The sequence below is a fragment of the Burkholderia sp. Bp9015 genome (assembly GCF_003853505.1).
Taxonomy (GTDB): Bacteria; Pseudomonadota; Gammaproteobacteria; order Burkholderiales; family Burkholderiaceae; genus Burkholderia.
The window spans coordinates 98,294-121,325 of sequence record NZ_QTPZ01000018.1 but is presented as its reverse complement, the minus strand read 5'-3'; the positions used below and the strand labels follow the sequence as shown (position 1 = coordinate 121,325).

Here is a 23,032-nt window from a genome sequence, read left to right as displayed (position 1 = left end):
CTCAGGATTCCGCGGGCTCGCGGATCGGATCGAGGTCGAAGTGGACGATAGCGGCCGTTACCGCCGCCATCGCATTACGCTTCGGCCCGACGTATCGACGGATTTCGATGGTCGGCCGGCCATGGTCTGTCACGATCACGCTTTCTCCGAGCATCTCGACCTGTCTGAACAGCTCGCACGCCTTCGTCTTGAACATTGCCTTCGAAACGCGCTTTTCCATTCTCGCCTCGCTAACTGCGACAGCGATACTCAATGATCGCCATCGCAACGAAATTCGCCTGCATACTGTGCCACGAGCACAGCGTCCGTCAGTTGCGTGCCCGTGTCGCCTTTGGCCGCGGTCAGTGCGACTTGCCTCGTCGTCGAGATCCGCCGACCGTATAAATCGCGGCGGCGACAACAATGACCGTTCCTTCGATAACACCCTGATAATTGGCGCCGAGGTTCAGAATGTTGAAACCGTTTGCGAGTGTGACCAGAAGCAGCGCGCCGGCAAGTGTCTTGACGACGCTGCCCGATCCGCCGTAAAGCGACGTTCCGCCCAGGATTGCTGATGCGATGACAGCAAGTTCCTGCCCCTGCATCGCCGTCGGATTGATCGCACCAAGCCGGCTGCCGAACAAGACGCCACCGAACCCCGCCACGCCGCTGCAAAGCACGAACGCCGCCATCTTATAGAGCTTGACGTTGATGCCCGACAGTCGCGCGGCTTCCGGATTGCCGCCGACCGCATAGACTCGCCGCCCGGTCGTCGTGAACGTGAGCACGGCCCACACGAGCGCCGTGAAGAAGGCCATGTAGATCACCGGCTTCTGGACTGTCAACTGCGCGCCGGCCAGCCACGAAATGCCAATCAATGCCATGCCGCCGGCAATCGCTCCGACCGGCGATGCGATGCTCCGCCCGGCACGGCGTGCGCGCGACACGGACGACATGCCGCCCAGAATGAGCAACGCACCGATGACGAGCAACGGCAATGCGATATGCACTCGTCCGGATTCAAACGCCTGCATGGCCGCCAATGCATCGGAATCAGACACCGAAAGCGAACGGCCGTCAGTCACGATCTGCACGACGCCGCGAATCGCCGTCAGTGTGCCGAGTGTGACAATGAACGCGTTGATGCCGAGGAACTGCACGATCGCGCCGTTGAGCACGCCGACCAGCATGGCGACGACTACCGCCATGCATGCGGCCGGCCAGAAACCCATCGAGTCGGCAGCTCCGACCAGCACCGCGGCCGACAGGGCGGCGACCGACGCAACCGATAGATCGAAATTGCCGGTAATCAGGATGACGGTCATGGCCACGGCCATCATCGCAACCAGCGACGACTGATAAAACACGTTCGTTATGTTCGCGAGCGTGAGGTAGTTCGCGCGTCCGGTATACGCGGTAACGGCCGACAGCACGACCACCAGCACGATCAGCGCGTAATACACACCCATCTCCCGCAAGCTCAGCAGTCGTCGCAACGTCGTCGACGTGTGGGACGGCACATCGGCCGCGTCCTTGCCGTCGAACGGCTGCACGGACTGATTTTTCGAAGTAGACAGATTCATGATCACTCGCTCATTGTTGATTGCTGCGCCGTGCATGACGCGCGCTGACCACCGGCCAGCAAGATCAGTTCATGCTCGGAAGTTTCTTGCGCCGGTCGTTCGGCGATGCAGCGGCCGTCGCGCATGACGAGAATTCGCTGGCTGACAGCCAGCAATTCCTCAAATTCGGACGACACCATGATGACGGCATTGCCCGCGGCAGCGAGCTCGCGCACGAGCAGCAGGATGTCTGTTTTTGCGCCGATGTCGATGCCCGCGGTCGGCTCGTCGAGAAGAAATATCTTCACGTCGCTGAACAGCCATTTGGCGATCGTCACCTTCTGCGCATTGCCGCCGCTCAGTTCCGTCACGATCGAATCGGGTGATGGCGCCTTGATCTTCAAACGCCGGATCGCCTCCGCTCCGCGCACACGTTCAAGGTCACGCTGCGGGAACAGGCGCCGCCGCGAAACGCCTTCGAGCGCCGGCAGCGTCGTGTTGCGCCAGATCTCGAAGCCGGGGATGAGACCCTGGTCCATGCGATCTTCAGGAACGAGACCGATACCCGCCTTGACCGCAGCCATCGTGGATCGCCGGATCGACCGACCATTTACCCGGACTTCGCCAGTTGCCTCGGGGTCCGCACCGAAGATCGCATGCAAGAGCTCGCTACGTCCGGAGCCGAGCAGACCGGCGATGCCGATGACCTCACCCGCCGCAACTCTCAAGGAAATGGCCTCAAGCTTGCCTGGCGACGCAACGTTACGCAGCTCGAGCCGGACGCATGCGTCCGCAGTGATCCGCTGCAGCGGCGCACGCTCGAGCGCAACGATTTGTCGCCCGACGATCGCTTCGGCAAGCCGAGCTTCATCGAGCTCGTGCGTTTCGGCACGTACGACGACCTCGCCATCGCGCAGGATCGTCACGCTGTCCGTCAGCGACATGACCTCGTCGAGAAAGTGCGACACGAAGACGATCGCCTTGTTTTCCACGCGCGAAAGGTGGCGGACAATCCGATAAACGACCTCGCGCTCCTCGGTGGCGAGGGATGCCGTCGGCTCGTCCATGATGATGAGTTCCGCACCCGTGCCGAGCGCCTGGAAAATGGCGACCATCTGGCGCTGCCCGATCGACAGATCGCTAACCGGGCGATCCGGATCGAGCCAGTACCCCGTGCGCTCGCAGAGGTCCTTGTACCGAACACGCAGCGACATATCGCGTCGCCACCGGCCTCGATCGCCAAGAAAGACGTTCTCGAGCACGGACAATGTCGGAATCAGCGGAATGTGCTGATGAATGGTCGCGACGCCCATTTCGTTCGCTTCACGGGGGCTAGACCATTGGACGGGCGAACCTCGCCAAAGGATCTGCCCGCCGGTTGCCGGAAACGAACCCGACAGGATCTTGATCAGCGTCGACTTTCCCGCGCCGTTCGCGCCCAGCAGCCCATAGACCCTTCCGCGGGCAATGTCGAGGTCAACGCCGCGCAGCGCTACCAGCCCGTTCGGAAACGTCTTCGCGACCCGCTCGAGACGCATGAGCGGAACCTCCTCCGCGAGTTGCATCTTGCCTCCTTCTCTCTTTTTTCACGCGTGGCGCAGGGGTTCTAGCGCCCCCGTCCACGGACGCGCCGGCTGGCGGCGCGGTCTCCGATTTCCTGTGGCGTCCATCGCGAGCGACGAATCGACGTGCTGCGCCGTACCGTTCGCGATGTGTTCCAGGCGTTATTCACTCCAACCCGCATTCCGGAGCTCGGACAGTCGAGCCAGTCGTCGAAGCAGCTCATCGGCAAGGCGGTTGCATACCGTGACGCCAGTGACGGCGCGCGCGGCCGATACATCCAGCTCGTGTCTCCTGACGAGTTACTGCTTCTTCTGCTCGGGATCGTCGGTTAGGGGTTGTTAGCGGCAATGTAGCTCGCACATCATCGACCGTCAATTAAAATGAAATGCGTTTCGATCAGTGGAATATAAATGCCTCGCCCAGGAATCTCTCGATGCTGGTCGACGGCCACCGATCTGAATCAACGAAGTTTCGGTGGTTGGAACTTATTCTATTTAATGAAACCTATGCTACGATGCCCTCATCGGCCACCGTCATGCTGAAGCCTCCCCGGTCAGGCACGGCCCGATTTGACATGCAGCGCAAGACCAAGGAGAACGACTGATGATCTACACTCGAAGCGGCGCCGACGCGCTCGCACAGCGCAGCACCATCGTTTCCCCCGGAACCGGGAACGAGCACTGGGGAACCACCTACTTCGGCCCGCGCTCGTCCGCGGGGTCGGCGCCCGGTCCGCAAGCCACGATGTCCGAACTCAGGGCGCACGAAACCATCGTCCCGCACTTTCACGGCGTCACGATGTTCCAGTGCTTCCTTGCCGGCGCCGGCACGCTCGGCAGCCGCGGTCAGGTGATCGAGCCGCTCACGGTTCAGTTCAAGGACCATCACACCGCGTATGGCCCGATCGTTGCGGGTCCGCAAGGGCTGTGCTTCGTCGCGATGCGCATGTACACCGGCAATTCCGAACCCGTGTATCTCGACAAACCGGGCTATCGCGACCGGCTGCAGACCAGCAAGCGCCGGCACATCACGTCCGAACCCGTCCGCTTTTCGATCGCGCCCGTCATGCAATCACGCACGGAAGTCGCGTGGGAAACGCTGTTCCGTGACGACGACGATGGCGTGCATGCCCAGGTCGTACGACTCGGCGCGGGTATGACCGTCGAAGGCCCCGATCCGCGCGCCGCCGGCGGGTATTACGTGTTCGTCGGCAACGGCAGTCTGTTGCACGGCAATGAAGAACTCCCGCTGTGGTCGATGATCGTTGTCGAGCCGAACGAAGAAAAATTCGAGATCCGTGCGGGCGATCAGGGTCTCGAGGCACTCGTACTGCAGTATCCGCGCGAAGAACGGTAACGAATCTCGAGCCACCGCTCTCGAAGTGGCGTACGGGGGCGGCTTCGAGGCACACGAGAATGCTTGTCCGGCCATTCCGCTGTCTTCATCGGCCGGAACAAGCGCAATGACCGGACGCTCCCGACGCGACCTCCGTCGCGCGTCGCTCTCATCAGTGCATGGCGACCAATTCGACCGGAGAGCGTGCATAGCCCGGTTGAACTCAGATCACATGAGAGGCGACGCGAAATGAAGATTGGTTACATTGGGCTTGGCGCGCTCGGCAGCCAGCTCGCACGCAGATTCCTGCCGGACCACAGTCTGTGTGTCTGGGACATCAACGCCGCCGCGGCGAACACCCTAGCGGCGCATGGCGCAGAGGTCGCGCCGACCGCGTCCGAACTGGCTCGGCGATCGGACATCGTCTTTCTTTGCCTTCCCCGCAGCTCGGATGTCGAGCGCGTCATGTTCGGCGCCGATGGTCTGGCAGCGGGCTTGTCCGCCGGCAAGCTCGTCATCGATCAGACCAGCGGCGTACCCGAAACGACTCGCGATATCGCAGACAAACTCGCGAAATCCGGCATCGACATGATGGATGCGGCGGTATCGGCCAGTCCGCACATCGTCGCCGCCGGTGGCGCCACCCTGATGGTCGCCGCGTCGGACGCCGTGCTCGAACGAGCCATGCCGGCATTGCAGGCGATTACACCGACCATCTATCGATGCGGTTCGCGGGTTGGCGATGGCCAGGCAATGAAGACGGTCAACAACGCAATGAATGCCGGCTGCCGCCTCGGGACGCTCGAGGTCGTTGCCGCCGGTAGAAAAGCCGGCTTGTCGCTCGCATTCATGTCGGATTTCCTGGGCCGCAGCGACGCACGCAATCAAACGACGGAAAAGATGCTGCCCGCGCTCGTGCAACAGAAGTCGTCGACGAACTTCGCCCTTTCGCTGATGCTGAAGGATGTCGCGCAGGCCGTGTCGCTTGGTATCTCGCAGCGTGTACCGATGCCGGTCACGGGCATCGTTCGCGGCTTGCTGCAGATCGGCGTCAATACCCTCGGCAACGGGGCGCAACTGGAAGATATGGTCGGTCTGATCGAGTCGATGGCCGGCACTCGGCTTGCCGACGACGCGTCGCAAGAATTCGATCGATCCGCCGTCCATCGAGATGCGGAGCAAGAAACAGTAGCACTCGTCTCGGATGCGATCGGCGCATTGTCGCGGTTAATCAGCTTCGAATGCATTGCTGCGGGGCTGCGGTACGGGCTCGCACTCGACGACATGTCACAAGTCATCAACAAGAGTTCGGGATGGAGCGACGCATCGAAGTCGGTCTTTGCCGAATTGCTGAGCGGCACGCGTCACGACGGCGCCGACCTGAAGAAGATCATGACCCGAATGGATGCGGCGTGCATGCTGGGGGACGACTGCGGCGCTCCGATGCTTATCGCGAACGCCGTTCGTTGCCTGCTCGAGCAAGCGCTGAATCATGCAGGCGAGAACGCTCGCCTTGACGAGCTCGCAGCGTTCTACGATGACATGGCGAATGTTCGGCTGACGCCCTCGCATCAAACTGCGTCCGCCCCCGCGCGGCAATTTCGCCCGGCCATCCATTATTGACGCCGCAGCGATCCGGGTTTTTGCCGGGGCCCCAGGCAGGCTCGTGACATCGCGGCCGCCTCGGCCGAACCCGGATCACACGCATTCAGCTATCCGGAACATCCATGGCAATCGACCTTGTCGTCAATGGCGAATCGAAGACGCTGGATCTCGATCCCGACACACCGCTCCTCTGGGTACTGCGCGATCACCTGAGCATGACCGGAACAAAGTTCGGATGTGGCATCGCTCAATGCGGCGCCTGCACGGTTCATGTCGACCGGGCTCCCGTGCGTTCCTGCCAGTTCCCGCTGCAGGCCGCCGCCGGAAGGCATGTCACGACGATCGAGGGATTATCGAATGGCGGTACTCACCTGCTGCAGACAATCTGGATCGAGCGCAACGTCGCACAGTGCGGATACTGCCAATCAGGCATGCTCATGGCAGCTGCCGCCCTGCTCCAAACGAATGACAACCCGAGTGACGCAGACATCGATGCTCAGATAACGAACATCTGCCGATGCGGCACCTATCCCCGCGTACGCGCCGCGATACACGAAGCCGCACGACGCTTCAAGAAGGCAAAGGCTTGACGATGAATCTCCATCGCAGAGAATTCCTGATCAGGGCATCCGTCGTGGCGGGCAGCTTGGTGCTGGGCGTTGCCCGCTCCAGCAACGCCGACGCGTTCGCGTCTCCGCGCCCTTGGGACGACCCCGCGCCGCCGGCCGGTGCGGAGTTTACGCCGTGGATCGTGGTCAGGCGAGACAACGTCGTGACAGTCAGGGTCGCCACGCCCGATATCGGCAACGGTGTCATGACGCAGGCGCTGATGACCGTCACCGAAGAACTGCACTGCGACTGGAACCAGTTGATCGGCGAGTATGCGTCGCCGCATCGCAACTACGTCGAGAACAATGTCTATGCCCAGGGCATGGGTTACAACGGCTTCTTCGCCCGTTCGACGTTGCCTCACCGCATGGAACTGCTCCTGCAGGCCGGTGCCAGCGCGCGAGAAAGACTGAAGGAAGCCGCCGCTCGTACCTGGAACGTACCGCGAAGCGAAATCGACGCAAAAGACAGCATACTGATTCACGGGCGAACCGGCAGACGCCTGACTTACGGCGACGTCGCTGAACTGGCCGGTTCGATATCGCTCGACGCAGAACCTGCTCCCAAGCCGCAACATGATTGGTGGTTTCTGGGCAAGGCAAGCCCGTCGCGGGTCCAGCAACCGCTGATCGCGCACGGCACGGCCGTCTATGGCATAGACGTGAAGTTGCCCGGCATGGTTCACGCTGCGCTCATGCAGGCGCCGGTACACGGTGGAAAACTCGTACGCTACGACTTCGAAAAAGTTCGCACAATGCCAGGCGTGCTCGGTGTAGCGGTTGTCGACCCATCCGAACCACGCGACGCGATCGATCCCAACCGCGTCCCATTTCCGATTGCATTAAGCGCGCCGCAAAGCGGGATCGCTGTCATCGCCGAACACTACTGGCAGGCCAGAAAGGCATTGGAGGCGATGCCGGTCGAGTGGTCCGATGGCCCTGGCGCTCAGTGGAAGACGCATGAACAGATCACCGCCGCGTGTCGAGGCGCCGTCCAGCGCGCAGGCGACAGGATCCTGCTCAAACGCGGGAATGCCGCGGAAGTCCTTGCGTCATCCGGCACCATCGTCGAGGCGGAGTACCACGCGCCGTTTGCGGAACACGCGGCCATGGAGCCGCTCAACGGTACGGCACTGGTCACGGCCGAACGTGTAGATGTGTGGCATCCGTCGCAACAGGCGCAGCAGGCACACATCGTCGCCGCCCAGGAGGCTGGCCTGTCGCCGGACAAGGTCTACTTCCACCAAACCTATGTGGGCGGCGGGTTCGGCCGACGCGGCACCGGCAACGACGTGCGCATGGTGGTCGCCGTCGCAAAGCGGTATCCAGGGCGTCCGGTAAAAGTCATCTGGTCACGCGAGGAGACCATGCGGCAAGGGCGCTACAGGTCGATCGAATCCGTCCGGCTCCGCGCCGCGCTCGATGTGGACGGCATGCCTGTCGCATTCCATGCCCGCGCCGCCGGCGCGCCCGATTTCTTCACGAACTACCTGCACGACGGCCCGCTGAGCGCCGGTATCGTCGACCATGTACTGGTCGAATCGAGCACCGTGCCGCTTCACGTGCTGACAGGCTCTTACCGAGGACCGGGATACAACGCTCACGCAACGTTCATCGAAACGTTCGTCGACGAATGTGCGCATGCCGCAGGCATCGATCCTCTGGCATACCGGCTCAAGCTTTACTCGAGATGGCCCGACCCCGCATGGGTCCGGTGTCTGACCGAGGTGGCGGACAAGGCACACTGGGGCCGCGCTTTGCCAAAGGGGTGGGGCCAAGGCATCGCGATCGCAAACTACGGCATGAACGGCAAGCCCGAGGCCGGCACGACCGTCGCGGCAATCGTCACGGTCGAGGTGACCCGCGACGGCGACGTCCGGGTCGAATCCGTCGACATCGCATTCGATCCCGGGCATGTCGGCTATCCGGACGGGCTCGTGTCCCAGATGGAAGGCGGGTCCATCTTTGCGCTGAATTCGGCTCTCAACGAGCAGATCACGGTTGCGAACGGGAAAGTCGTCGAGAGCAACTTCCACAACTATCCGATGATGCGAATAGGCGATGCGCCGAAGCGCATCAGCGTCCATTTTGGTGGCGTCTCCGGTCACCCGCGCATGGCATGGGTCGGCGAATCGCCGATGGGCCCGGTGGCTGCGGCGCTCGGCAATGCACTATTCACCGCCACCGGCAAACGATTGAGATCGATGCCCTACCGACTCCATGACCTGAGCTGGACGTAATCCTCGCATCGCCCCCGTCGGCGTTCACCTCGCCGACTCCGTCCACCGCGATCGTATCCGCCCGATCAGACATTCCTTCTGCAATGACAACTCCATCCTCGACCATCTCGAACCAGCGCACGGTATCGGCACTCGCACCGCTGATGGCGGTCGTGCTCGTCGCATTCCTGATCATCGGCATTGCGCTGCCGGTGCTGCCGCTTCACGTGCACGACGACCTGAAACTCGGCACGTTCTTCGTCGGTCTGGTGACCGGTAGCCAGTTCGCCGCCTCGCTGTTCTCACGCGTCTGGGCCGGCCACTTCGCCGACAAATCGGGCGCGAAACTCGCCGTGATCGTCGGCATGGCGTCGGCTTCGGTGGCGGGCCTCATTTACTTGTCGTCGCTCGTCGTCGCGTCGATGCCGCTCGTATCGGTGACCATCCTGATCGTCGGCCGCGCAGTTCTGGGCGCCGCCGAGAGCTTCATCATCACCGGCGCATTGAGTTGGGGGTTGGCGCGTGTCCACGCCGGCGTCTCCGGCAAAGTCATAGCGTGGATCGGGATGGCGATGTATGCCGCTTTTGCCCTCGGCGCACCGCTCGGCACGGTGCTGTATGCGAAGTACGGATTTTCGGCCATTGCATTCGCGACCGTGCTGATGCCGCTCGCCACCTTGACGCTGGTGCTGCCGATGAATGCGATCGCCCCGCTGTCACGAAGTGGTCCGTCGATAACGAAAGTCATCCGCGCTGTCGCTGCACCGGGAGTCGGCCTCGCGATGAGCAGCATCGGCTTCGGCTCGATCATGGCCTTCGTTTCGCTGCTGTTCGTCGAGCGAGGCTGGCAGCCAGCATGGCTGTCTTTTACCGTTTTCGCGATCTCGTTCATCGCCGCGCGCGTCGTATTCGGCCATCTTCCCGACAAATTGGGGGGCGCCAAGGTCGCGCTCATCTTCGTGCTGATCGAAGCCGCCGGACAGGCACTCATCTGGGCGGCGACCAGCTCTGCACCGGCACTGCTCGGCGCGGCAATGACCGGCATAGGTTATTCGCTCGTGTATCCCGCGCTAGGCGTCGAAGCCGTTCACCGCGTTCCCCCGCAGAATCGCGGGCTCGCGATGGGCGCCTATACGGCATTCCTCGATCTCGCGTTGGGAATCGCGAGCCCCGTGCTCGGGCTGCTCGCACACTGGGCCGGCCTGCGCATGGTGTTTCTCGTCGCAGCAATGATCGCATGCGGATCCGCCGGCGTGTCTGTCGCGCTAATGAGGGCAGCCGGTCGTCGTTGACGTAGCTCCAGATCCCGGCATCGCGGTGCCGGGATCCGTTACGGCAATCACCGACAGACGCAGCGCTTTGCGTCCATCGTGACCGCCAATCGCAGACCCACACCGCGCAGCGCATCGACGGCCGCGCGTTCGCCGACCTGGTTACTCTTCGACGAGCAACGTCGACGGCCGGCGCTTCTCGATTGCCCATTTCAGGAGCGCCGCGGAACGATAGATCCCGTGCGCGAACTTGCCGTAAGGCAGTGTCGCGAACAGCGCCATCACGATCCCGAGGTGAACGGCCAGCAGCGTTGGCATCAGATTCGTGCTACGCAGTGCAAGAAGTGCAAGCCCGGAAGCGGCGGTCAGGATCAGGAGCAGGACAAATCCGCGGTCCATCGGCTTCTGGGCCGGGGCGCCATGAAGCGGGTGGCGCCTGATGTTAAGCCACAGGAGCCCACAGGTGCCGACAAGCAGGCTCACGCCACCGACCGTACCAAGCACAACCGGCAAGCTCGCATAATCGTACGGCGCCTCGAGATGGAACGCGTAGTGATACAGCGTGGCCACGCAGGTCGACGCGAAACACAGCAGGAACCCGTAGAACGTCAGGTGATGGAACCGTCGACGGAGAAGCGAGAAGGCGTCGTCGTCGTTATTGCAGCCGTCGCCGTGACCGCCTCCGAGATATCGAAGCGTCAACACGCTCTTCGTCGCCTCCAATGCGGCATCGATTGACGCGTCACCCGGATCCTCGTTGCGCCAGAACCGTAGCACGCCGATCCCAAGTGCCAGCGCCGAAAATAGGAAAACGGCACCGAACACGATCGCAAGGAAGTTGTGCGGAAAAATCGCGTAGAAATTGGATCCGGCAATATCGGCAGCCGACCGTGCGCCTCGCCCCGCCAGCATCAAAAAAGCCGTCAGCCCGGCAGCTAGCGCTACGGCGAGCGTCATTCCGTTTCGCTTGTAGAGAGACCCCAACGCCGGCGGCCATGCGTATTCCGTATAGGTGCTCACGCGTACCTCTGCCATGGCGCGCGGTACGTTGACCGCGAATTCATGCGGCGGCGCATACTGACACGAATGAAGGCAGGCGCCGCAGTTGTGACAGAGATTGGCGAGAAGATGAATGTCGGCACGCCCGAATTCGAGGCGGCGCGTCATCGCCGGGAAAACGGCACAGAATCCTTCGCAATAGCGACACGCATTGCAGATCTGCATGATTCGACTGACCTCGCGTTCGCCGTCCGACAGAAGGACGCCACGCACCGTGGTCGGGGGAGTCTCCGCGAGCGCGTTCGCCTCGCGAGCAAGCGCTTCAAGCGACTGCATGATCGGTTTCCTTTTCATTGATTCGTTGGGCGGCACGTGCCGCCTCGACACCGGCAATGCGGCCAAATGCCGTGCCGATCGCCATGCCGATACCGGCCGTATAGCCCTTTCCGAGGACGTTTCCTGCCATCATTTCTCCGGCGACGAACAGGTTCGGCGACGGCTTTCCACCGAAGTGCACGGCCGCATGTTCGTTGGTTTTCAGGCCGAGATACGTGAATGTGATGCCGGGACGCAGCGCATACGCATAAAACGGTGGTCTGTCGATCGGCTGGGCCCAGTGCGTTTTGGGCGGCCTGAGACCGTCGGTCCGGCAGTCGTCGAGCACGGCATGATTGAACGTGCCCGGGCGGCACGCAGCGTTGTACGCCTCGATCGTATTGACGAAACTCTGCTCGTTCAAACCCGTCGCGCGTGCCAGTTCGGCGAGTGACCCAGCGCGGATTCCCGGAAATACGGGTGGCATGAAGCGTCCGACGGCTTTCGAATCGATGATCGAGTAGGCGATCTGACCTGGCTGGAAAGCGACAAGGCGTCCCCAGATCGCGTATCGCTTTGGCCAGAAGTCCTCGCCCTCATCGTAGAACCGCTCTGCATTGCGGTTCAGCACGACACCGAGGGAAACACAGTCGACGCGCGTACATATTCCGCCATCGTAAAGCGGCGCGCGGGCATCGATCGCGACACAGTGCGATTGCGACGGATCGCCGATTGCGTCGGCACCGGCGTCGATCATGTACTTGAGCACGACGCCTTCGTTGAAGCGCGTTCCGCGGATGAGGAAATTGTCGGCGACCCACTCCCCGTTGACCTCGCCCCATGCTTCTCGCAACCACTCGCGATTCGACTCGAAGCCACCCGCCGCCAGCACGCACGCTCGGGCCTCGATGCGTTCTCCGCGCACCCGTGCCGCAACGAAACGCCCGTCCTTGATCTCGATCGCGTCGACCGGCGCGTCATAGCGCACGCTCACCCCAAGTGCCTTTGCGCTTCGATAGTATGCGTTGACCAGTGCCTTCCCGCCTCCCATGAAAAATGCATTGGTCCGGGCGACATGCAATGCGCCCGACAGCGGCGGCTGAAATCGGACTCCGTGCCTGCGCATCCAGTCCCGACAGTTCGATGACGCGCGTATCGCGATCCGTGCAAGCCGCTCGTCCGTCAATCCGCCCGTCACCTTCATCAGGTCGTCGAAGTATTCGCTTTCCGGATACGCATCAACGAGCACATCTTGCGGCGCGTCGTGCATGCAGCGCAGGTTGCGAGTGTGCGACGAATTTCCGCCGCGCCATTCGCGCGGCGCGGCTTCCAGCATCAGCACCGATGCACCGGCTTCACGTGCCATCAGCGCCGCGCATAGCGCCGCGTTACCGCCTCCTATTACCAGTACGTCCAGCATCAGCACCTCTTTCCCTTGATTGTCCCGGGCAGTGTAGGTGACACCTGGAATAGCGGACAGCAGCGCGCGGCGAAGACGTGTTCACGAAAATTGGAGACCGCCGGCTTCCGGATCGACGAGCGTTGCGCCCGTCCACTTTCCGCTTATCACGAGCTCACGTGCGACATCGAGGAGAACCACGCGCGCGGCGAGTCCAGGTGGGGACAGTTCATCGTCACACAGACTCGCAAGTTGGTTGAGCCGAGTCAGGTGGGCACTCTGAATCGGCACGACGCTGAAAGTCGTAGCGTCACATCGAGCCAATGCAGCGCCGGGCTGAATCGTCACGCCGAGACCGGCGCCCACGGCCTCCATCAGCGTTGCCAGACCATCGATCTCGGCGACGACGTTCATCTGGCGATTCGCTTTGGTGAAGGCCGCGTTGACGAGCATGCGCAGGCCGTGACTGTCGCTCGGGAGCACCAGCGGATAGGCGGCGAGTTCGCTAACGGATAGGCCCTTGATGTCGGACGGCAACGTCAGGGTGGTGGACGATATCGCAAATAGCCGCTCGTCCAGAAGCGGCACGGCACTGAATCGCTTGCCGGGATAACTGCCGAACAGGATCGCGAGGTCGATCTGCCGGGCGATGAGCATCGACTCAAGGTTTCCGGACAGATTCTCGACGACCCGCAAGTTGATGTCCGGATACCGTGCGCGCATCGCACGAATGAACGGTAGCGCGACAACCCCCGACGTGCTCGGCGCGAACCCGACGGTGACCTGGCCAGCAAGCCGCCCCGTCTTCGCCGCACTGGCCGCATCATCTGCGTGGCGCAGCACCAGTTGCGCCTGATGCCAGAACGCAAGGCCGGCATTTGTGGGCTGAATTCCGGTTTTCGTCCGCTTCAGAAGACGGACCGACAGTTCGCTTTCCAGCCGACTGATCTGCTGGCTCAGCGTGGACGTCACCACGTCCAACTCCAACGCAGCACGGCCCATGCTGCCGCATTCGACAACACGGACGAAATAGCGAAGCTGCCGAAGTTCCAAGAAATGCCTCTTTGACGGATAGCCTGGCGCGGGAAATCGCAATACTGCAGCGCAATACAATGCGTGCGATTCCCGCATGCGTCAATCCGAACTGCCCCTCGCGGCCCCGATAGGGAAGCAATCGGCGATGCCGGACGGGATCAGGCAGACAGTGAATCTGGCAAAGCATCGCGCAGATGCGTAGGTCCTATGCCGTCGTCGCGGACGCGTCGTGCAGCCCTGCGCTTCGCACGGCTTTGCAGCACGGGCACATCGCGGCGAATCGCGGTCATTTCCGCGACGATTGCCACGGTTACTTCCGGCGGCTTCTGCGCACCGATGTGCAGTCGCGCTATCTGATCAGCAACAGGTGCGAACAATCCTAGACGCTCCGTCGCCGGGTGCAGTTCATACGCGAACCGATTGCGCCAACGTAGCTGTGCGCCACCAATCCAGTGCTGCCGTCAATACTTCAACGTCAACGCTATCCATGTGCTCATCCGAGCGACGTTGCAAGTTCGACGGAATACGTCGCGACCTCGGCTTCCGGCTGTCCGCGCCATCCGGCGGCAGTCGGCTCGGTCAATTGCACTGCGACGACGAACCGTTCTCCGCGAGTTGCGGGTGCGCCGAATTGCGTGCGCTCGCAACCTTGGCCGACGCGGCCTGCGCATCGTTGACCCACGTGCCGGGGTTGGCGCGCGCAGGGTTGAAGCCAGCCGCCTTGTACTGGATCATTTCGTTGCGAACCTGCTCGCGCGTAAGGCCCTGGGTGGCGGATTGCGCAGATGCCAGCAACGGGCTGGAAATGGCAAGGGTGGCAATGAGAAGACGATGGCTGAATTTCATGTTGTTCACTCCAGAAAGACGAATAGAGACTTGCCGAATGCGCGCCGGCGAAACGACGTGATGCCGGTGCCGGCACCGTCGTTGCTTGATCGCTCATCGTGATTTCGCGTCAGTCAGCGAAACCCTTCGGCAAGTACGACGTCTCCACACGATGTGTGTCCTTCTGAGCCGCGTTTTAATTATGATCAAGGTCGAATGCGCGCGGCACGGTATCGACCTACAAGTATGAAGTGTACGGTTTGCCGTTGCTTCGATTAAGTGGCCAATCCCACTAGAACCTATTAATATGGCTCATGAATCAATGACGGCACTCCGTCGCTTCGGTGCTAGGATTCCAACCCTTCTATAGGGGTAATACCGGATGGCTCGAGAGAACTTCAATGACCTTCTCGTGTTTCTCGCCGTGGCGCGAGAACGAAGCTTCACGCGCGCGGCAGCGAAACTCGGCGTGTCCCAGTCCGCGCTTAGTCACACGATTCGTGACCTCGAGGCCCGCCTGGGTGTTCGTCTACTTACGCGCACGACGCGGAGCGTGTCGACAACCGACGCGGGAGAGGAACTCCTGAACACCGCCGCGCCTCGTATCGAGGAAATCGAGGCAAAACTGGCTTCCCTGTCCGATTTCCGCGACAAGCCCGCCGGCGTGGTCAGGATTACGGCCACAGATCATGCAATCGATTCCATCGTCTGGCCCAAACTGACGAACGTCCTGCGCGAGTATCCGGATATTCGACTGGAACTGACGGTCGACTACGGGCTCGCGAACATTGTCGAGGACCGCTACGACATCGGAATCCGGTTCGGAGATCAGGTTGCAAAAGACATGATCGCGGTACGCATCAGCCCTGATATCCCTATGGCCGTCGTCGGCGCGCCCTCGTATCTCGAGGGCAAGTCACTGCCCAAGTCACCCGAAGACCTGCTCAGCCACGACTGCGTGACATTGCGACTCACGACCACGAAAGGTGTATACGCGTGGGAACTGAAGAAGGGGAAGCGGGAGATCCAGGCGCGCGTGAACGGTCAATTGACGTTCAACACCCAGCAGCAGATGCTGCAAGCCGCGGTGGACGGCTTCGGTCTCGCCTTTCTGCCCGAAGACGCCGTGCGCCCCTATATCGATCGCGGTGAGTTGCAAAGCGTCCTCAAGGACTGGTGCCCGGCGTTTCCCGGCTATCACGCGTACTACCCAAGCCGCCGGCAAGCATCCCGGGCGTTCTCGGTCGTAATCGATGCATTGAAATATCGGCACTAATGCCAACCTTGCCGGTATGGCAGCGAAGCCGTCGTTCGAATGACACTCACCCCGATCCGTCGGCCGCGAGCCGGAGCGGTACGAGCGGGAGTACAGATCGTGGCAGCGCGCGTGAAGCGCCCGATTTCCGCGCCGCAGCCGAAGCCGAAGGCTTCACGGCAACTCCGGCGAGGCACCGCCGGCACTGCCCGTTGCCTCACATGTGCCAGCTCCCATCCCCGAATGGATTCATGAACGCTACTCATGGCTTCAATCACGCCTTCCGGTGCAATTAATTACATTCCTTTCATTATCATGTGAGTCGATATTGCGACGATGATCGCCCTTCCTTTGCGCGACCCGCTCGTTGCAGATTCGACGCCGACGATCGCCACCCGCGGCAGCCGGCTCATTCGTATCCCTGATCAACTGGCAATCGAAGGAATTCCCAATGAGAAAGATCCTCATTTTATTCGGATTTCTTATCACCTCATTTTCTGCGACGGCTGCCGACATGTCCGCTGGCGCCGACAACTTTTATCGTAGCGACCGCGTGATTGCGCAGAAGGTCAAATTCTCCAACCAGTACAGGATGAACGTCGTCGGCAATCTCTTCATCCCCAAGAACCTGGACCGAAATCAGAAGCATCCGGCAATCATCGTCGGTCATCCAATGGGCGCCGTGAAGGAGCAAAGTGCGAATCTGTATGCACAAAAGCTAGCCGATCAAGGCTTCGTCACGTTGTCGCTGGACCTATCATTCTGGGGTGAAAGCGACGGGCAACCTCGCAATGCCGTCTCGCCCGACATCTATGCGGAAGACTTCAGCGCAGCGGTTGATTTTCTGGGCACCCGACCATTCGTCGATAGAAGCCGGATCGGCGTGCTCGGCATCTGCGGCAGTGGAAGTTTCGTCATCAGCGCAGCCAAGATCGATCCGCGCATGAAGGCGATCGCGACGGTCAGCATGTACGACATGGGCGCCGCGAACCGTAACGGGCTGCGGCACGGGCAAACGCTCGAACAACGCAAGCAGATCATTGCCGCGGCGGCCGAGCGGCGCGATGTCGAGTTTTCGGGCGGTCAAATCCAGTACACGAGCGGAACCGTGCATCAACTGAAGGACGACACGCCTGCAATTCAGCGGGAATTCTTCGACTTCTATCGCACACCGCGCGGCGAGTACACGCCGAAGCGCTCGTCACCGGAACACACGACACACCCGACGCTGACCAGCAATGTCAAGTTCATGAACTTCTACCCGTTCAACGACATCGAGACGATCTCACCTCGCCCGATGCTCTTCATCACCGGCGAAAACGCTCACTCGCGGGAATTCAGCGAGGAGGCCTATCGTCTTGCCGGCCAGCCAAAGGAATTGGTTGTCGTGCCGGGCGCGGGGCACGTGGATCTTTACGATCGCGTCAACCTGATCCCGTTCGACAAGCTGACTGCATTCTTCCGCGGTAATCTGTAATATCGCGCCGCTGCGTCTTGTAACATCGCTCGAGGTCCGACGCCACCGCCAATGTCGACGCTGCCGCACGCTGGCAAAACAGCGTGTGGCGCGTTTCCAGCCAGTAATGCTGCCGGGCGGTGCGGTCGAACGTACTCAGTGCACCGCGACCAAACGCTCCACGACCACAATTGATGAGGCACGCTCATCAGTCCAATCACTCCAGCGGCCTTTATCGATCCCGCGCATCACGGTCTAATGGAGGCATGAAGGCTTATCGCCTCGTTCATGCTCGGTCGTCGTTCGGTACATCCTCTTTGTGACGGCTCGCGCATTCCGGCGAGATGCTGCGCGGCTCCGTGCTGCTTATGTCCAGCACTGGACAACGACCACCCCCTACCCTCGATGGCCCTTCCGACGGGCCTCCTACTGCACTGAAAGGCGCAGCGGCGAACCATTGCCGTGCGCTTTCAACAGTTCGCGCGTTCCCGTTGCGGTTCGCGCGAACCCATGAGGAACGCTATGTCGACATTGACAGCACCGCCGCAAACTACGCGGCGAAACATATGGAGCGCGGTCGGCTCGATGGCGATGTGCGCCGCGATGCTGATCGCTTCCGAATTCATGCCCGTGAGTTTGCTCACGCCGATCGCAAGCGACCTTCATGCAACGGTCGGCATGGCAGGACAGGCGATCTCGATCTCGGGGCTGTTTGCCGTGGTGACCAGCCTGCTGATTCCATCGGTCACCGGCCGCTTCGACAGGCGGCACGTGCTGACCGCACTGGCAGCACTAATGCTGGTCTCGCTGGTACTGATCGCCGAAGCGCGGGATTTCACCATGCTGATGATCGCACGCGCATTGCTCGGCGTCGTGATCGGCGGCTTCTGGTCGCTCGCAACAGCGACCATCATGCGCCTCGTCCCGGAACAAGCCATCCCGAAGGCGCTAGGCGTACTGTTCACGGGTAATGCCGTAGCTACGGCCTTTGCCGCTCCCATCGGCAGCTACGTCGGCGGGATGATCGGCTGGCGCGGCGTGTTCTGGGCGCTCGCACCCATCGTTATCGTCAACACGATCTGGCTATGGTCGAGCATCCCCTCGATGCCGGCCCAAGGCAGTCATCCCGTCGGCAAGGTCATCGGCCTGCTCAAGCGACCCAACGTGGCATTCGGGATGCTGGCGGTCATGTTGACCTTCGGCGGCGCGTTCGCGATTTTCACGTACCTTCGCCCCTTTCTCGAGTCGTACACGCACGTTGACGTACCCCAACTGTCGATGCTGTTGCTGGGCCTCGGGCTTGCGGGCTTTGTGGGAACATACGGTGCGAGCGCATTGATTGCCAAACGCCTGTATTTCCTGCTCATGATCCTGCCGCTCGCACTGGGTGCCGTGACAGTCGGCATGCTGTCGGTCGGCCACCTGCTGTGGGCGGTCGCCCTCGCGATGATCGCGTGGGGCACAGTGAACTCAGCCATTCCGGTTGCATGGTCGACGTGGCTGACGCAAGGCGTCAAGGACGAACCTGAAAGCGGCGGCGGCCTGATGGTAGCGGCAATCCAACTGTCGATCATGGTCGGCGCGGAATTCGGCGGGATCCTGCTCGATCATGTGTCGATCGCGGCGACGCTCGTCGGGGGGACCGCACTGCTCGTGCTTTCCGCGGTGATCGTCGGTAACGGTACACGACTGCAGCCGAGGAAATAGCCCGTTTCCGGCCATCGGGAGACTCGGATCCAGTATGCCAGCACGCGCTCGCGCCAACCAATTTCGCGTGAATTGCCGCGCGGTATCTGCGTGATGCGTGCTTTCGCGACCCATACACGAAACCAGCGGTCTTGATGAAAAGACTCTACCTACGCGTGCTCAAGGTCTGTGCCGGCATCGTCCTGCTCGGTGCAATCGGTGCAGTTGCCTGCCTGCAGCATCCGTTGTTCGGTGCACTCCCGCAGGGCGAGCGCCTCGCGCGCATCCTGCGCTCGCCCAACTATGCCGGCGGCGCTTTTCGCAACCAGATCGACTCGCCGATGCTGACGACGAATCAGCCCGAATGGGAGATGTGGATGGAGACCGTCTTTGGACGAGGGAAAGGTCAGCCCCGGCCGCCCGGCACCATCCCCGCGATCAGGACGAATCTCATGGCGCTCGACCCGGCGCAGGATCTGGTGGTCTGGCTCGGTCACTCGTCCTATTTCGTGCAGTTGGGCGGAAAGCGCATTCTGATCGACCCGGTCTTCAGCACCAACGCAGCCCCTGTGCCTCGCACGAACACGGCGTTCGACGGCACCAGCATCTATGCGGCGGAAGACATGCCGGGGATCGATGCGCTATTGATCACCCACGACCACTACGATCACCTGGACTATCGGACCATTCAAGCGCTCAGACCCAAAGTGAAGCGTGTTGTCACGGGCCTGGGCGTAGGGGCGCATTTCGAAGCCTGGGGTTATGACATGTCCATCGTGCGCGAGGTGGATTGGAACGACGTCGTCGAACTGACGCCGGCACTGCACGTCCACGTCACCCCAGCGCGGCATTTCTCTGGGCGTGGCCTGACGCGGAACCAGTCGCTGTGGGCCGGTTTCGCGATCATTTCCCCGAACCGTCGGATTTTCTTCAGCGGCGATTCGGGCTACGCCCCCCATTTCAGAGAGATCGGCCGGCCGCTTGGTCCATTCGACTGGGTGGCCCTCGATACCGGACAGTACGACCCCCGCTGGGCGAACGTCCACATGAATCCCGAGCAGGCCGCGCGGGCGGCCGAGGACCTGCGTGCCCGCGTGCTCACGCCGGCGCACGTGGGTCGCTTCTCCATTGCACCGCACGACTGGGACGACCCGTTCAGGCGCATCACCGTAGCCAGCGAAAAGCGCGATTATGCGCTGTGGACCCCGAAAATCGGCCATCCCATGTACCTGGACGACCGGATGCAAAAATTTTCGCCCTGGTGGGAGGAGGTCGAGCCCGATCGTCCACGGAAAGGTGTCGATGACCATGCGTCCTAGCTCACCGCCCGCAGCCAACCGGATTACTGCAGTCGCATTCCGACCCGACAACAATGTCGCAAGCAAGCAGCCCCCTTCAACAACAGCAGGGAACGATCATGATCAAAGACAAAGTTGTAATCATCACCGGAGCGTCTTCCGGCATCGGCGAGGCAACCGCAAAGTTGCTGGCAAGCAAGGGCGCCAAAGTCGTACTCGGTGCCCGACGCGAGGAACAGCTGAAGCGAATCGCAAACGAGATCAAGCAAAGCGGTGGCCATGCCGTCTACCAAGAACTGGACGTGACCAGACAACCGGACAACGACGGGATCGTCAAACTGGCTAAAGCCGAATTCGGCCGCGTCGACGTCATGTTCCTGAATGCCGGCCTCATGCCGAATTCGCCGCTTTCCGCGCTCAAGATCGACGACTGGCATCAAATGGTCGATGTCAACGTCAAGGGTGTTCTGAATGGCGTCGCGGCAGTACTGCCGACATTCATCGAACAGAAAGCCGGCCACGTCATTGCAACCTCTTCGGTAGCGGGCCTCAAAGCCTACCCGGGGGGTGCCGTCTACGGCGGGACAAAGTGGTTCGTACGTGACTTCATGGAAGTCTTGCGCATGGAGTCCGCCATGGAAGGGACCAATATCCGGACGGCGACGATCTATCCGGCCGCCATCAATACGGAACTGCTGGCGACGATCAGCGAGAAGGAGACGCTCGGCCAGATGCAGGGCATCTACGACAAGTACGGGATCTCTCCGGACCGAATTGCCAGCGTAGTTGCCTTCGCTATCGATCAGCCCGACGATACAACGATCAACGAGTTCACGGTCGGCCCGGCCAATCAGCCCTGGTAAGCCGACAGCAAGCTCCGGGGCGAGCATCGGCATGATCGCTCGGGATCGAAATGGGGCGCCCCGCAAGTGGCGCCGCTGCGAACGATGCGATCGCTCGATCCAGTAGCAAATGCCCGGCGCTGCCGGCAGGCGTCGGGCAAGCCGCATCGGCGATACACGACACACTCCAACTTCAGGTTGACAGTCAATCAACCTTCGATCCTCTTCTGATTCCCGGGAATGACGAGCACCATGCCGACGGCGCTCCGTCATTCGCGGTATCACGGCAATCGACGAATTGCTCCGATTTTTCCCTCACGCGGGGCGCCAGGACCAACGACGATGCGAGCGCGATCCGGCAGACCACTGAAGCCGGCGCGCATGGTCACGAGAGCGACGTCGAGTATCGGTTCGCGGTCGGCATGCTGTGACGCGATGCATCTCGCTCCAGTCAACTCAACATCGTCCAACACAAATGGATAACGCAATGTCCAAGAATGAAAACATCGACCTCGTCCGAAGAATCTACGGCTCAGGTGCGGCGCCGGAAGTCACTCGCGAGCTCATGGCCCCCGATCTCGTCTGGGATATCACCCCGGGCTTCCCGCTCGGCGGCGTGTATCACGGCTACGAAAAAACGGTGACGGATTTCTTCGGCCGGCTCATTCCACTGTTTGCGTCCTGGAGCACGGACGCGCAAACGTACTACGGGGACGACGACAACCACGTCTTTGTGGTCGGCGAGTATCACGGCGTCACCAAGACGGGCCATAGCGCCGACGTTCGTTTCATTCATGTGTGGACTGTGCGTGACGGTAAGCTCGCCGCGTTGAAGCAAGTCGCCGACAGCCATGTCGTCCAGCGCGCACTGGGCAACTAAAGGGTCAGTGCCAATTCTCGACCCGACCGCGCCCCCCTTCCGCAAACATTCGAACCCACATAATCTGGAGTCTTCACGAGAGCTGTCGGATTGACCGAGTTCGGCGGACCGGAGATACTGCGCCCCTTGAGTCTGTCGACACCGGTGACCCATGCCGGCGAGATTCGGATCCGCGTCACGGCTGCCACCGTCAACCCGGTCGACACGATGGTCCGCCGGGGGCTGGCGTTTGTCTCCGATGCAGCGCCACCTTACGTTCCAGGGATGGAAGCAGCAGGTGTGGTCGAGCAGATCGGGAAAGGAACCGAGACGAATCTGCGCGTCGGCGACCGTGTCGTCGCGATCGTTGTCGTGTCGGGAACGCGCGGCGCGTATGCCGAACAGCTCGTCGTTCCAGCAGAGTCCGTGGTCCGTGCTCCCGTCGGGACGACCGACGCAGAAGCCGCTACGCTTCCGATGAACGGACTGACAGCACGGATGGCCTGGACATCCTGAAGCTGCCGGCGGGCGGCACCATCGCAGTCATCGGTGCAGCAGGTGCGGTCGGTGGTTACACCGTACAGTTGGCAAAGGCCGAAGGATTCCGTGTCATTGCCGACGCCTCGCCCAAAGACATTCAGCTTGTCGAAGCGCTCGGAGCCGATGTCGTCCTGCGGCGGGGAAGCGATTTCCCGGATCTGGTACGCAACGAAGTGCCAGACGGCGTAGACGGATTGATCGACACCGCAGGCGTCGGGTTGCCGGCCGCCCGTGCAGTGCGCAACGGCGGTCGGATAACGACATCGGCTCCTGGCACGCCGCTATTGACCGAGCGAGATATCGTCCCCGAGCGCACCTTCGTTCCGAAGTATGCGCTGAATCATTCCGCCCTTAAACAACCCCGTCAGTGAGTCAAGCAGG

Annotated in this window: 22 protein-coding genes; 14 read left to right on the top strand and 8 right to left on the bottom strand. The window is 61.5% G+C overall.

The features are described 5' to 3' along the window. Position 1: 1 nt before the first annotated feature. From DIE12_RS20400 to DIE12_RS20390, 3 genes are all read right to left on the bottom strand, one after another. Positions 2–220 carry a type II toxin-antitoxin system Phd/YefM family antitoxin gene (locus DIE12_RS20400; RefSeq protein WP_124523095.1) on the bottom strand — a complete coding sequence of 73 codons (219 nt, stop codon included), beginning with the start codon at positions 218–220 and terminating at the stop codon, positions 2–4. 121 nt (positions 221–341) lie between these two features. Further along, a complete protein-coding gene (locus tag DIE12_RS20395; protein ID WP_124523093.1) occupies positions 342–1,562 on the bottom strand; it encodes an ABC transporter permease in 1,221 nt (406 codons plus the stop codon). 2 nt (positions 1,563–1,564) lie between these two features. Continuing rightward, the gene (locus DIE12_RS20390) at positions 1,565–3,106 is read right to left on the bottom strand and encodes a sugar ABC transporter ATP-binding protein (protein ID WP_124523091.1); all 1,542 of its coding nucleotides are present in this window, start codon (positions 3,104–3,106) and stop codon (positions 1,565–1,567) included. Positions 3,107–3,229: 123 nt separating this feature from the next. Here DIE12_RS20390 and DIE12_RS20385 point away from each other — a divergent pair, with 123 nt between their 5' ends. From DIE12_RS20385 to DIE12_RS20360, 6 genes are all read left to right on the top strand, one after another. Continuing rightward, positions 3,230–3,436, top strand: a complete 207-nt coding sequence (locus tag DIE12_RS20385; protein ID WP_124523565.1) for a hypothetical protein — start codon at positions 3,230–3,232, stop codon at positions 3,434–3,436. Positions 3,437–3,707: 271 nt separating this feature from the next. Next, positions 3,708–4,460 (top strand): hypothetical protein, encoded by a 753-nt coding sequence (locus tag DIE12_RS20380; protein WP_260429033.1) that lies wholly within the window; start codon positions 3,708–3,710, stop codon positions 4,458–4,460. A 183-nt stretch (positions 4,461–4,643) separates the two neighbouring features. Beyond that, positions 4,644–6,062 carry an NAD-binding protein gene (locus tag DIE12_RS20375; protein ID WP_409364392.1) on the top strand — a complete coding sequence of 473 codons (1,419 nt, stop codon included), beginning with the start codon at positions 4,644–4,646 and terminating at the stop codon, positions 6,060–6,062. Positions 6,063–6,172: 110 nt separating this feature from the next. Continuing rightward, the gene (locus DIE12_RS20370; protein WP_409364393.1) at positions 6,173–6,634 is read left to right on the top strand and encodes a (2Fe-2S)-binding protein; all 462 of its coding nucleotides are present in this window, start codon (positions 6,173–6,175) and stop codon (positions 6,632–6,634) included. 2 nt (positions 6,635–6,636) lie between these two features. Next, positions 6,637–8,892, top strand: a complete 2,256-nt coding sequence (locus DIE12_RS20365) for a xanthine dehydrogenase family protein molybdopterin-binding subunit (RefSeq protein WP_185641029.1) — start codon at positions 6,637–6,639, stop codon at positions 8,890–8,892. 83 nt (positions 8,893–8,975) lie between these two features. Continuing rightward, positions 8,976–10,163, top strand: coding sequence for an arabinose transporter (locus DIE12_RS20360; protein ID WP_124523571.1), 1,188 nt, complete (start codon positions 8,976–8,978; stop codon positions 10,161–10,163). Between the two features lie 141 nt (positions 10,164–10,304). On the opposite strand, the gene tcuB is transcribed toward DIE12_RS20360, so the two are convergent. From tcuB to DIE12_RS20335, 5 genes are all read right to left on the bottom strand, one after another. Continuing rightward, a complete protein-coding gene (gene tcuB / locus DIE12_RS20355) occupies positions 10,305–11,477 on the bottom strand; it encodes a tricarballylate utilization 4Fe-4S protein TcuB (protein ID WP_124523079.1) in 1,173 nt (390 codons plus the stop codon). After that, positions 11,464–12,876 carry an FAD-dependent tricarballylate dehydrogenase TcuA gene (gene tcuA / locus DIE12_RS20350; RefSeq protein ID WP_124523077.1) on the bottom strand — a complete coding sequence of 471 codons (1,413 nt, stop codon included), beginning with the start codon at positions 12,874–12,876 and terminating at the stop codon, positions 11,464–11,466. The genes tcuB and tcuA overlap by 14 nt, the downstream gene beginning before the upstream one ends. A gap of 81 nt (positions 12,877–12,957) precedes the next feature. After that, a complete protein-coding gene (locus DIE12_RS20345; RefSeq protein WP_124523075.1) occupies positions 12,958–13,908 on the bottom strand; it encodes a LysR substrate-binding domain-containing protein in 951 nt (316 codons plus the stop codon). Between the two features lie 140 nt (positions 13,909–14,048). After that, the gene (locus DIE12_RS20340; protein ID WP_124523574.1) at positions 14,049–14,267 is read right to left on the bottom strand and encodes a hypothetical protein; all 219 of its coding nucleotides are present in this window, start codon (positions 14,265–14,267) and stop codon (positions 14,049–14,051) included. A gap of 202 nt (positions 14,268–14,469) precedes the next feature. After that, positions 14,470–14,736: a DUF4148 domain-containing protein gene (locus DIE12_RS20335; RefSeq protein WP_124523073.1), complete on the bottom strand. Its 267-nt coding sequence runs from the start codon at positions 14,734–14,736 to the stop codon at positions 14,470–14,472. 361 nt (positions 14,737–15,097) lie between these two features. On the opposite strand from DIE12_RS20335, the gene DIE12_RS20330 reads away from it, so the two are divergent. The 8 genes from DIE12_RS20330 to DIE12_RS38395 all read left to right on the top strand — a co-directional run bounded on the left by DIE12_RS20330 (position 15,098) and on the right by DIE12_RS38395 (position 23,022). Continuing rightward, the gene (locus DIE12_RS20330; RefSeq protein ID WP_124523576.1) at positions 15,098–15,991 is read left to right on the top strand and encodes a LysR family transcriptional regulator; all 894 of its coding nucleotides are present in this window, start codon (positions 15,098–15,100) and stop codon (positions 15,989–15,991) included. Between the two features lie 430 nt (positions 15,992–16,421). After that, positions 16,422–17,447, top strand: a complete 1,026-nt coding sequence (locus DIE12_RS20325; RefSeq protein ID WP_124523069.1) for an alpha/beta hydrolase — start codon at positions 16,422–16,424, stop codon at positions 17,445–17,447. A 501-nt stretch (positions 17,448–17,948) separates the two neighbouring features. Further along, on the top strand, positions 17,949–19,133 hold the full coding sequence (locus DIE12_RS20320; RefSeq protein ID WP_124523067.1) for an MFS transporter: 1,185 nt from the start codon (positions 17,949–17,951) through the stop codon (positions 19,131–19,133). A gap of 134 nt (positions 19,134–19,267) precedes the next feature. Further along, on the top strand, positions 19,268–20,431 hold the full coding sequence (locus DIE12_RS20315) for an MBL fold metallo-hydrolase (RefSeq protein ID WP_124523579.1): 1,164 nt from the start codon (positions 19,268–19,270) through the stop codon (positions 20,429–20,431). 98 nt (positions 20,432–20,529) lie between these two features. Next, positions 20,530–21,273, top strand: coding sequence for an SDR family oxidoreductase (locus tag DIE12_RS20310; protein WP_124523581.1), 744 nt, complete (start codon positions 20,530–20,532; stop codon positions 21,271–21,273). A 466-nt stretch (positions 21,274–21,739) separates the two neighbouring features. Continuing rightward, the gene (locus tag DIE12_RS20305; protein ID WP_124523063.1) at positions 21,740–22,132 is read left to right on the top strand and encodes a nuclear transport factor 2 family protein; all 393 of its coding nucleotides are present in this window, start codon (positions 21,740–21,742) and stop codon (positions 22,130–22,132) included. A gap of 90 nt (positions 22,133–22,222) precedes the next feature. After that, on the top strand, positions 22,223–22,627 hold the full coding sequence (locus DIE12_RS38400; RefSeq protein WP_196484206.1) for an alcohol dehydrogenase catalytic domain-containing protein: 405 nt from the start codon (positions 22,223–22,225) through the stop codon (positions 22,625–22,627). Beyond that, the gene (locus tag DIE12_RS38395; protein WP_311766862.1) at positions 22,615–23,022 is read left to right on the top strand and encodes a zinc-binding dehydrogenase; all 408 of its coding nucleotides are present in this window, start codon (positions 22,615–22,617) and stop codon (positions 23,020–23,022) included. Before DIE12_RS38400 ends, DIE12_RS38395 begins: the two co-directional genes overlap by 13 nt. The last annotated feature ends 10 nt before the right edge of the window (positions 23,023–23,032 follow it).

Excerpts from the sequence above, each read along its gene's own strand:
- DIE12_RS20365 (WP_185641029.1), top strand. The coding sequence starts at position 6,637 with ATGAATCTCCATCGCAGAGAATTCCTGATCAGGGCATCCGTCGTGGCG.
- DIE12_RS20325 (WP_124523069.1), top strand. The coding sequence starts at position 16,422 with ATGAGAAAGATCCTCATTTTATTCGGATTTCTTATCACCTCATTTTCT.
- DIE12_RS20330 (WP_124523576.1), top strand. The coding sequence starts at position 15,098 with ATGGCTCGAGAGAACTTCAATGACCTTCTCGTGTTTCTCGCCGTGGCG.
- DIE12_RS20395 (WP_124523093.1), bottom strand. The coding sequence starts at position 1,562 with ATGAATCTGTCTACTTCGAAAAATCAGTCCGTGCAGCCGTTCGACGGC.
- tcuA (WP_124523077.1), bottom strand. The coding sequence starts at position 12,876 with ATGCTGGACGTACTGGTAATAGGAGGCGGTAACGCGGCGCTATGCGCG.
- DIE12_RS20320 (WP_124523067.1), top strand. The coding sequence starts at position 17,949 with ATGTCGACATTGACAGCACCGCCGCAAACTACGCGGCGAAACATATGG.
- DIE12_RS20315 (WP_124523579.1), top strand. The coding sequence starts at position 19,268 with ATGAAAAGACTCTACCTACGCGTGCTCAAGGTCTGTGCCGGCATCGTC.
- DIE12_RS20335 (WP_124523073.1), bottom strand. The coding sequence starts at position 14,736 with ATGAAATTCAGCCATCGTCTTCTCATTGCCACCCTTGCCATTTCCAGC.
- DIE12_RS20390 (WP_124523091.1), bottom strand. The coding sequence starts at position 3,106 with ATGCAACTCGCGGAGGAGGTTCCGCTCATGCGTCTCGAGCGGGTCGCG.
- DIE12_RS20360 (WP_124523571.1), top strand. The coding sequence starts at position 8,976 with ATGACAACTCCATCCTCGACCATCTCGAACCAGCGCACGGTATCGGCA.
- DIE12_RS20305 (WP_124523063.1), top strand. The coding sequence starts at position 21,740 with ATGTCCAAGAATGAAAACATCGACCTCGTCCGAAGAATCTACGGCTCA.
- tcuB (WP_124523079.1), bottom strand. The coding sequence starts at position 11,477 with ATGCAGTCGCTTGAAGCGCTTGCTCGCGAGGCGAACGCGCTCGCGGAG.
- DIE12_RS20380 (WP_260429033.1), top strand. The coding sequence starts at position 3,708 with ATGATCTACACTCGAAGCGGCGCCGACGCGCTCGCACAGCGCAGCACC.
- DIE12_RS20400 (WP_124523095.1), bottom strand. The coding sequence starts at position 220 with ATGGAAAAGCGCGTTTCGAAGGCAATGTTCAAGACGAAGGCGTGCGAG.
- DIE12_RS20310 (WP_124523581.1), top strand. The coding sequence starts at position 20,530 with ATGATCAAAGACAAAGTTGTAATCATCACCGGAGCGTCTTCCGGCATC.